The 8935-nt window shown below is 36.0% G+C and carries 10 protein-coding genes; 2 read left to right on the forward strand and 8 right to left on the reverse strand.

Going from position 1 to position 8935, the window contains the following annotated elements; all coding sequences use genetic code 11:
• Positions 1–127 precede the first annotated feature (127 nt).
• The 6 genes from GX687_06050 to GX687_06075 form a co-directional block, all read right to left on the reverse strand.
• Entirely contained in the window at positions 128–679 is a 552-nt protein-coding gene (locus tag GX687_06050) for an HD domain-containing protein (GenBank protein HHX96999.1), read from the reverse strand.
• Positions 680–727: 48 nt separating this feature from the next.
• Positions 728–973 (reverse strand): RNA-binding protein, encoded by a 246-nt coding sequence (locus tag GX687_06055; GenBank protein HHX97000.1) that lies wholly within the window; start codon positions 971–973, stop codon positions 728–730.
• Positions 974–1029: 56 nt separating this feature from the next.
• The gene (locus GX687_06060; GenBank protein HHX97001.1) at positions 1030–1647 is read right to left on the reverse strand and encodes a nicotinate-nucleotide adenylyltransferase; all 618 of its coding nucleotides are present in this window, start codon (positions 1645–1647) and stop codon (positions 1030–1032) included.
• A 155-nt stretch (positions 1648–1802) separates the two neighbouring features.
• On the reverse strand, positions 1803–3056 hold the full coding sequence (locus GX687_06065) for a glutamate-5-semialdehyde dehydrogenase (GenBank protein HHX97002.1): 1254 nt from the start codon (positions 3054–3056) through the stop codon (positions 1803–1805).
• 18 nt (positions 3057–3074) lie between these two features.
• Entirely contained in the window at positions 3075–4199 is a 1125-nt protein-coding gene (proB, locus tag GX687_06070; protein HHX97003.1) for a glutamate 5-kinase, read from the reverse strand.
• A 14-nt stretch (positions 4200–4213) separates the two neighbouring features.
• Positions 4214–5386 carry an efflux RND transporter periplasmic adaptor subunit gene (locus GX687_06075; GenBank protein ID HHX97004.1) on the reverse strand — a complete coding sequence of 391 codons (1173 nt, stop codon included), beginning with the start codon at positions 5384–5386 and terminating at the stop codon, positions 4214–4216.
• A gap of 270 nt (positions 5387–5656) precedes the next feature.
• Between GX687_06075 and GX687_06080 the strand changes: the two genes are divergently transcribed.
• Positions 5657–6877 (forward strand): glycosyltransferase family 2 protein, encoded by a 1221-nt coding sequence (locus tag GX687_06080; protein ID HHX97005.1) that lies wholly within the window; start codon positions 5657–5659, stop codon positions 6875–6877.
• 37 nt (positions 6878–6914) lie between these two features.
• Here GX687_06080 and GX687_06085 read toward each other — a convergent pair whose 3' ends face one another.
• Positions 6915–7364: a QueT transporter family protein gene (locus tag GX687_06085; GenBank protein ID HHX97006.1), complete on the reverse strand. Its 450-nt coding sequence runs from the start codon at positions 7362–7364 to the stop codon at positions 6915–6917.
• A 132-nt stretch (positions 7365–7496) separates the two neighbouring features.
• Between GX687_06085 and GX687_06090 the strand changes: the two genes are divergently transcribed.
• A complete protein-coding gene (locus tag GX687_06090) occupies positions 7497–8465 on the forward strand; it encodes a GGDEF domain-containing protein (GenBank protein ID HHX97007.1) in 969 nt (322 codons plus the stop codon).
• 31 nt (positions 8466–8496) lie between these two features.
• Here GX687_06090 and GX687_06095 read toward each other — a convergent pair.
• Positions 8497–8935 (reverse strand): hypothetical protein (locus GX687_06095; protein ID HHX97008.1); only part of this gene is annotated, 439 nt, incomplete at its 5' end.

Raw genomic sequence — 8935 nt, forward strand, 5'->3', positions numbered from 1 at the left:
CAAATTGCCCTATTGTATATTGCTTCATTGTTTGTCACCTCCTGCTAATAATATAACACAAAAGTTATAGTTTAGCAAGCTGGTTCTATAATATTTTATAGTTTCATGTCAACAGCCCCTCGCCTCCCTATTTCATATCCAACCTTTGATAAATAAGCTGATTTCTAGCTTTAATAGTCAAAGGATGAATCAATGTTTTAGTATGTAGCAAATATTGCAAAATCTGTTCAAAGACAAAAAATAAACCCTTGTCCAAATTTGCTGCACAGATTTGACGCAATTCATCAACCCAAGGATAACTGCGTTCTGGTTCTAATAGATCAGCTAAAAAAACTATTTTATCCAACAAAGTCATGTCCTGATGGCCTGTTGTATGATAATAAATAGCTTGTAAGATTTCTTGATCTTTAATCTGTAAATCCCGTTTACATAAAAAAGCACCTACTGGACCATGCAAAAGATTAGGCTGATATTTCTCTACCTGACATGATAATAAATTATTTTCCCTAGCCAACTTTAATAATACCGAATCAGATAAATCTTTAGCATAATCATGCAATAAAGCCGCTAACCATACTTTTTTTTGATCTACAGCATAATTTTCCGCTAGGGACAAAGCTGTTTCCATAACAGCCAAAGAATGAGCAAATCTTTCTGAACTTAATTTTGCTTTAAGCATATTTATATAGGCTTGTTTCTCCATCCTTATTTTCCTTTATCATAAAATTTAATCCCGCGGTTTTGCCTGATTAACAATTAGTTGTCTACCGTGAAATTCCTTGCCATTTAATTTAGCAATCATTTTTTCTGCATCTGCAGCCACTACCTCCACAAAACCAAAGCCCCGCGAACGATTTGTTTCCTTTTCTTTAATAATCCGACTATCCACTACCTGACCATATTCACTAAAATAAGCTGTTAACTCTTCACTAGTTGTTGCCCATGGTAAATTTCCTACGTAAAGTGTAATCATCTTTCCCTTCCTTCTGATTGCTTAATTTGATTTTATTATGTGTTAAACTTATTTGATTATACCCAAGGACTATATAAATTATTTTTGTAAATAAAACTTTCTACTTCAGCAGGTAAAAGATATTTTATTGTCTTTCCTTTTTTTATTTTATGACGAATATCAGTAGAGGAAATAGCCATCGCCGGTACTTCCAAAGGAATAATTTTTTCTAGATGAGCTGGAGATAATTTTTTTAATAATTTTTTCTTTAGGGCTCCTAAATCATAACCTGGTCGGGTAGCCGCTATAAATGTACAACAATCAAAAAGGCCCTCGACATTTTTCCACGTAACGATCTCCAATATAGCATCAGCACCAGTAATAAAATAAAGGGCACTCTCAGGAGCCATTCTGCTGTGAAAATATTTTACTGTTTCTATAGCATAAGATTCCCCAGAACGATCCAATTCAAAACGTGAAACTTCGAAATAGGGATTTTCGGAAGTAGCCAAAACAGTCATTAAATAACGTGCTTCTTTATTACTGATCTTTAAACCTTTTTTATGAGGCGGTTGTCCAGAAGGCACAAAGATAACCTTTTCCAAATTAAATTCGGAACGTGCGGTTTCCGCGGTAACCAAATGCCCTTGATGGATGGGATCAAAAGTCCCCCCCATTAGACCAATCCGCCGCATATTTTTTAAATTCATAAAATCATCGTATAACATGACTCCACCATTTATTTTTATTAATAATTAAAAACAGAAAAACCAGCAGCCTTAAGAAACAAGATACCTATAATCTTTGCACAATCCTTTATTATAGATTACGCAATTTTTTTCATTAGGTGCTATTCCCTAATTTGACCACTACCAAAAATTATATGTTTAGTTGTGGTTAGTTCTTTTAAACCCATTGGTCCACGGGCATGTAGTTTCTGTGTACTTATACCAATTTCAGCACCATAACCAAATTGATAGCCGTCAGTAAATCTAGGTGAAGCATTCACATAAACTGCGGCTGCATCTACTGTTTGCAAAAAGGTCCTTGCCTCCTGATAACTTTCAGTAACAATGGCTTCTGAATGCTGTGTACCATAATTACGAATATGTTCTAGAACCTCTGTTAAATTATTAACTACTTTAATTGCCAAAACCAAAGCCAAAAATTCGGTTTGATAATCCAATTCACTAGCTGGTTTAGCTTGTGAAACCAAAGCACAAGTTTGCTCATCACCTCTTAACTCCACACCCAGTTCAAGTAATTTAGCTGCTAGTGATGGCAAAAAGTCCGCAGCAATATTTTCATGAACCAAAAGTGTCTCCACAGCATTACAAACCCCAGGGCGCTGTGTTTTAGCATTAATCACAATCATTTCAGCCATCTTTAAATCCGCAGTTTCCGCTACATAAAGATGACAATTGCCCATACCAGTTTGAATTACCGGTACAGTAGCCTCTTCGACAACCGAACGAATTAACCCTGCACCACCCCGAGGAATTAAAACATCTAAATACTGATTAAGCCTCATTAATTGTACAGTAATTTCCCTACTGGTATTTTCGATTAACTGAATACAGCCGCGTGGAAAACCAACGGTTTCAACGGCTTTCGCTAAAATATGGGCAATAGCCTGATTAGAATTCTGGGCATCTGATCCCCCTTTTAAAATAACTGCATTACCCGACTTTAAACATAAACCAGCCGCATCGGCAGTAACATTGGGTCTAGCCTCATAAATTATACCGATAACCCCTAATGGAACCCGCATTTTCCCTATTTCAATTCCCTGAGCACCCTTCCAAATCCCAGATATTTGCCCAATAGGATCTTCTAAGTTCATTAAAGCACGCAAACCATTTGCCATCTCTTTGACACGCTCTACTGTTAAAGTTAAACGATCCAAAAGTGCACTTTCCATACCTTGCTTTTCGGCTAAAGCAAGATCTTGAGCATTAGCCTTTAAAATGGTTTCACTATTGTTTTCCAAAGCAGTAGCCATTTGTAAAAGTGCTTCATTTTTTTGAGTACTGGAACAGGTGGCCAAAAATACTGCCGCTTCTTTAGCTAAAGATCCTTTTTCAATTAATTCTTGTGCAAACAAACTAGACAACCTCCCTCATTAAATTTTTAAGGTTAAATTATTCCGATGAATAACCTCATCATAATCTTTATAGCCTAAAATAGTTTCAATTTGCCAACTTTGACAACCCTTAATTTGTTTAATTTCCTGTGCACTGTAATTAACTATACCGCGAGCTATTTCACCTTTTTCACCAATTACTTTTACCACACAACCCCGTTCAAAATCACCTTCAATATTTTTTATACCACTAGGCAGCAAACTTTTTCCTTTTTGCCCGAGAGCCTCAGCAGCACCCTCATCAACATATAAAATCCCTTCAATTTTAGAAGCTACGGCAATCCATGTTTTTCGCATATTCAGCCGATCTTCCCGCGGTAAAAAAAGTGTCCCTGGATTAAAGCCACTAATTACTTGCCTCATGATCCCCTCTCGGGAACCATTCAAAATTAAAAGCGGCACCCCAGAATTACCGCTAATTTTAGCCGCTTCAATTTTGGTAAGCATACCTCCACTGCCTAATTTACTTCCCGCACCACCTGCAGCCACCATAATTTCCGAAGTAATTTCCTCAACAATTTTAATTAAAATAGCTGATTTTGTCTTACGTGGATCATGAGTATAAAGACCATCAATATCAGAAAGTAAAATTAATAAATCGGCATCTACTAAACCAGCAACCAAAGCAGCTAAAGTATCATTATCCCCAAATTTAATTTCTTCAAAAGCCACAGTGTCATTTTCATTAATGATGGGGATCACATCAAAATTCAAGAGAGTAAGCAAAGTATTACGGGCATTTAAATATCTTTCTCTGTGTACAAAGTCCTCCCGAGTAAGTAATATTTGGGCCACTGTTAAATCATATTCACCAAAAAACTTTTCGTACATATGCATTAAAATACCCTGACCAATGGCGGCCAAAGCCTGTTTTTCCGGTATGTTTTTGGGACGTTTAACTAGTCCCATTTTACCCATCCCCGCTCCTACGGCCCCAGAAGTAACAATTATAATTTCCAAACCTTGATTTTTTAAATCAGCAATTTCCCTAACTAAGCGTTCCAATTGATATAAATTAAGTTTACCTGAAGAATAAGTTAAAGTACTACTACCTATTTTAATCACCAAACGCCGAGCTGTTTTTAAAAATGCTAACTGAGTCATTTATTTCACCATACCTAATTTACTTTTACTTTCATTTGATCCTGCAATTTTTCTAAATGACTAATAATCACTGTTTCACCTGCTTGTAAACCGACAATTACTTCTTGTTCACCTTCTGCAGCCAAACCAAGCTGTACCTCCCTTTTCCGAACAGTACCCTGTTCATAGACAAACACGAAACACCGTTCATCTTCTTCTTTAATAGCCATTTGAGGAATTAATAGGGCCTCGGTCTTTTCCTCTAAAGGAATCCTTATATTTACCGTAAACCCAGGTTTGAATTCCACCGCTTTTTCCCGAAAAGCAATTTTTAATTTTACTTTACTTTCAGGGCCATCCGCAGTTTCAACCATTTCAGCTCTGGGAGCAATTTGTTTAATTTCCCCGCGATAAACCTTTTCAGTTAAAGCATCACTATAAATCTCAACCAAATCACCTTTTTTTAATTTAAAAACTTGATGTTCACTAACAAAAGCAACTACTTCCAGAATATCAGTTTTACCAATACTAAACAAAAACTTACCTTGGGCAACCGGTTCACCCCGTTTAACCGCCATCTGTAAAAGAGTCCCCGGAAAAGGGCTGGTGATTACAGTTTCCGCTAGATCCTCACGAGCCGCCTGTACCGCCAAACGCCCTTTATTAACTTGACTCTCTAGTGTGTTTAAATTTATAGCTTTAATTTGATTTTCCAATTCCAAAATTTCATTTTTTATATCTTCAATTTCTGGCCAAGAAATTTCCCCAGCTTGAAATAATTCTTCGGCCCATTCTTGATTTTTACGAGCTTCATCTCTTTTATTCATTAAGTAAACTTTATCACTTACTGCTTGTAAATAATCATTTTGTAAAATAACCAAAGCATTTTCGGCTTTACCTAGCTCACGCAGTGCATTATTATTATCTAATAATAAAATGACTTCACCCAAGGTGACTTTAGCTCCTTCGGTTTTTCTAATTTCCTTTACCGCAGATGAGGTGCGTGCATAAAAATCCTGCTGTTGGGCACACTGTAAGACACCACTAGTTTTAATTTCACTCATTAATTCCCGCTTTTCAACCAAAGTAGTCTGCACTACTAATAGCTGCCTATTTATTAAGTAAAAAGAAAAAAAGGCGGCACCCACGAAAAGACAAATTAAAATAGCTATTAATTTTTTATTTAATTTTTTAATAGACAAATTCACAAATTTCCCCCACTAACTACTAACCAGTTTTTTTAAAAGATTGTTACCTTCATTATACAGTCAATGCTCCAAAAATGAAATATAAAAAAGGGGAACCTTTTAAAGTGCTTTCTAGTCTTTAATACAGCCTACAAAAAATTCTGCGGTAATTAAGTAATATTTATTTTTATTTTATGTTATAATAAAATAGTGTGTGTAAAATAATATTTAAAATGGAGGAACAATACTGTGCCTTTACAAGACTTTTCCTATTTACCTTTAGATTTTTTTATGCTGCCCGCACAAATCATCTTGGCTTTGGTGGCAGTTTACTTTTTCATTTTAGGTATGTCAGGTTTAGTTAAATTTCGCACACCTAAAACATATACCCCGCGAAAAAAATTCGCCATTATCATTCCCGCCCATAATGAGGAACTTGTAATCAGTCCTTTAATAGATAATTTAATGTCTTTAAATTATCCCCGTGAACTTTACGAAGTTTTCGTTATCGCCGATAACTGTACTGATAATACAGCTAAAATTGCTGCTCAACACGGAGCCTGGGTTTTCGAAAGAACCGACTTAGAACAGCGCGGCAAAGGTTATGCCTTGGAATGGTTTTTCGCTAAGCTTTATAATTTTCCGGAAAAATATGATGCTGTAGTTATTTTTGATGCCGACAATTTGGTAGATACCAATTTCTTAACACACATGAATAATCGCCTTTGTGATGGTGCCAAAATAGTGCAAGGTTATCTTGATGCCAAAAACCCACAGGATACTTGGGTTACCGCCTCTTTTTCTATGGCCTTTTGGGTTGCCAACCGCATGTTACAATTAGCCAGATATAATTTAGGTTTATCTAACTATTTAGGTGGTACTGGCATGGCTATTTCTTTGGATGTTTTAAAAGAAATTGGCTGGGGAGCCACTTCTTTAACCGAGGATTTAGAATTTAGCCTTAAAGCCCTAATGCACGGTTATAAAACTACTTGGGCTCACGAAGCCATTACTTATGACGAAAAGCCACTTACTTTCAAACAAGCCTGGAAACAAAGAAAACGCTGGGCACTTGGTCATGTAGAACTTTTCCGTACTTATAGCTTTAAATTCATTAAGGAGGCCATTCGACAAAAAGACATTGTACTTTTTGATGCCGCCATGTTAACCTTACAACCTTTATTAGTAGTTTTTATGGCCTTATTTACCCTAATCGGTTTTGTGGATCTCTTTATCTTGGATCTTTATACTACTATTTTTAAATATATTTGGCCACCACTTTTATGGGAACTAGTTAGTGTCTTGCAAATAATTTATCCCTTCCTAGTTATCTGGTTAGATCGCCTCCCCAAAAAAATACTCAAATGGATGATTTACCATTATCCTCTTTTTGTTTATAGTTGGGTACCCATTATTGTTCTCAGCTTTTTTAGTGACACACAAGTATCTTGGTCACACACTTTACACACCCGCAATATTAGCTATGCCGATATCAATAATCGTCAGCGCTAAAATTAAAACAGGCCTGCTAATTTAACCGGCCTGTTTTTTATTTAATTATTTTTCGCAAAGCAAATAATAAAGGAAGCCCTAAAAAATAACAGGCTAGGAGTTCTCCACCACCTATATAAAGCATACTCAATAAAAAAGGATGCCCCAAAACATATTTTAAAATAGCGGCGACGACAACCGCATTAATTAGCACTGGTGGTAAAGGAGCTAAAAAAGGATGCGGCATTTTTCTAGTTAAAATTGCCGCTGCTAAAGTAGCTAAACTACCAAAAATTAAATCTAACGGACCTAACCAACTGAAGAAATTCGCCAATAAACAGCCTAAAAAAAGTCCCCAAATTCCTTCCGGAATTAAATAGGGTAAAATAGTAAGGGCTTCTGCAAAACGAACTTGAATTGGTCCATAACTTAAAGGTGCAAAAGCGAGTGTTAACACCAAATAAATTACCGCAATAAAAACTATTCTACTAACTTTATAAATATTCATCTGGCAAACCTCCTGTATTTAGTATAGCACCTAGCCATTTAAACAAACAATACTTATCTTTGACTTAAAAAGAGGGAAAATTAGCTCAAATGGGGAATATAAACAACAATATTTAGCTTAAGGAGGAAAATGATGTCTCTGGCAAAGCGTACAAACAATAATAATTTTATCTTAGCCTTTTTACGTTTAATGGTTTGTATTCTTTTTTTACCCTGTTTTTTCTTAATTGATCGCCAGTTACCTCCGCTTCTTTATCTTTTGGGCTTAATACTGCTGATTTACGCTCTACTCATTTTTTTAACTTATCAATTAGATACCTTTTTTTATCTACCAGAACCCCTTACAGTATTTCTAGATTTACTCTTCATTAGTCTTTTTATTTACCATGCCCAACATTACTTTTTAGTTTTTTCACTTTTTTTTACTTTTCCAATTGTAGCTTTAGCCTTTCAAAATAAAACAAAGAGTACCTATTTTACAACCCTACTAGCATGTACAAGCCTAATTCTAATCAGTAAAAAACAAGGACTTATCCTCCAGCCAATACTTACTCAAATAATTATCCTCCTGATTTTAGCCTGCTTTGCATTAACCTTGTCCCGAAATTTTCATCAATCCTGTTTTATTTTAGCCAATCTAGACACCCTTACTAAAGTACATAACCGCCGTTTTTTTAATCAAAATCTGCACCTATTAATCAAAAGAAACATCCCCTTTTCCTTGATTCTATTAGACTTAGATAATTTTAAACAATTGAATGATCTAGCAGGTCACCATGCTGGTGATCAAATCCTGAAATTAACCGCCCAATTAATGAAAAAATTCACCAGAAATTCCGATATTGTCGCCCGCTATGGTGGTGATGAATTTGCCATTATTTTACCAAAAACCAATAAAGAAAAAAGCAAACTCATCGCTACTAGAATTCGTAACAACATTATTGTTCACCCCCAAATTATTGCTTATCCTTCCTTAGGTATCTCCGTGGGTATTGCCGCCTTTCCACAAGATGGCCAAAGTGCAGAAACAATTATTCAAAAAGCTGATGAAGCATTATATACGGCAAAAGCAAGAGGCAAAAACTATGTTTATACTTGCTGAACAAAAAGTACCGGAAAATCCGGTACTTTTTTTATCTAATTTGAATTCGTACAGAAACACTTACATTAGTACCCAAATTGACAGCCGTAATTACATAAGTACCAGGTGGAACCTGTCGTCCACGCTTATCAACTTGTCGCCAGTCTTCTTTAATTACTTGGGTACCACCCGGAAAAATTGTTATAACTCGTGTGCTTGGTGCAAAAGTACGTCCAGAGCCAAAACTCCAAACCAAACCACCGGCAAGATTACGCACAGTAATCTCTACAATTTGTCTAGTACGATAGCGAAGAGTAATTTCATGATCGGTAATATTAGTTTTGGAAAGGGTAATTCTTACTATTTCACCACGGCGATAAACACTTTTATTTGTATGTAGAGTATGGCGAATACCCCTACCAACTCTGGTACTTTGTGGTGAACCACTTGGAGGGGCTGGTGGTGTAGGTACACAGGTGACCCCCAAAGCC

This window comes from Clostridia bacterium, assembly GCA_012841935.1.
In the GTDB taxonomy this organism is placed as follows: domain Bacteria; phylum Bacillota; class Peptococcia; order DRI-13; family DTU073; genus DUTS01.

Bases quoted from the DNA above. Each gene is read 5' to 3' on its own strand.
- GX687_06080 (HHX97005.1), top strand. From the start codon at position 5,657: ATGCTGCCCGCACAAATCATCTTGGCTTTGGTGGCAGTTTACTTTTTC.
- GX687_06050 (HHX96999.1), bottom strand. From the start codon at position 679: ATGCTTAAAGCAAAATTAAGTTCAGAAAGATTTGCTCATTCTTTGGCT.
- GX687_06060 (HHX97001.1), bottom strand. From the start codon at position 1,647: ATGCGGCGGATTGGTCTAATGGGGGGGACTTTTGATCCCATCCATCAA.
- GX687_06090 (HHX97007.1), top strand. From the start codon at position 7,497: ATGTCTCTGGCAAAGCGTACAAACAATAATAATTTTATCTTAGCCTTT.
- GX687_06085 (HHX97006.1), bottom strand. From the start codon at position 7,364: ATGAATATTTATAAAGTTAGTAGAATAGTTTTTATTGCGGTAATTTAT.
- GX687_06055 (HHX97000.1), bottom strand. From the start codon at position 973: ATGATTACACTTTACGTAGGAAATTTACCATGGGCAACAACTAGTGAA.
- proB (HHX97003.1), bottom strand. From the start codon at position 4,199: ATGACTCAGTTAGCATTTTTAAAAACAGCTCGGCGTTTGGTGATTAAA.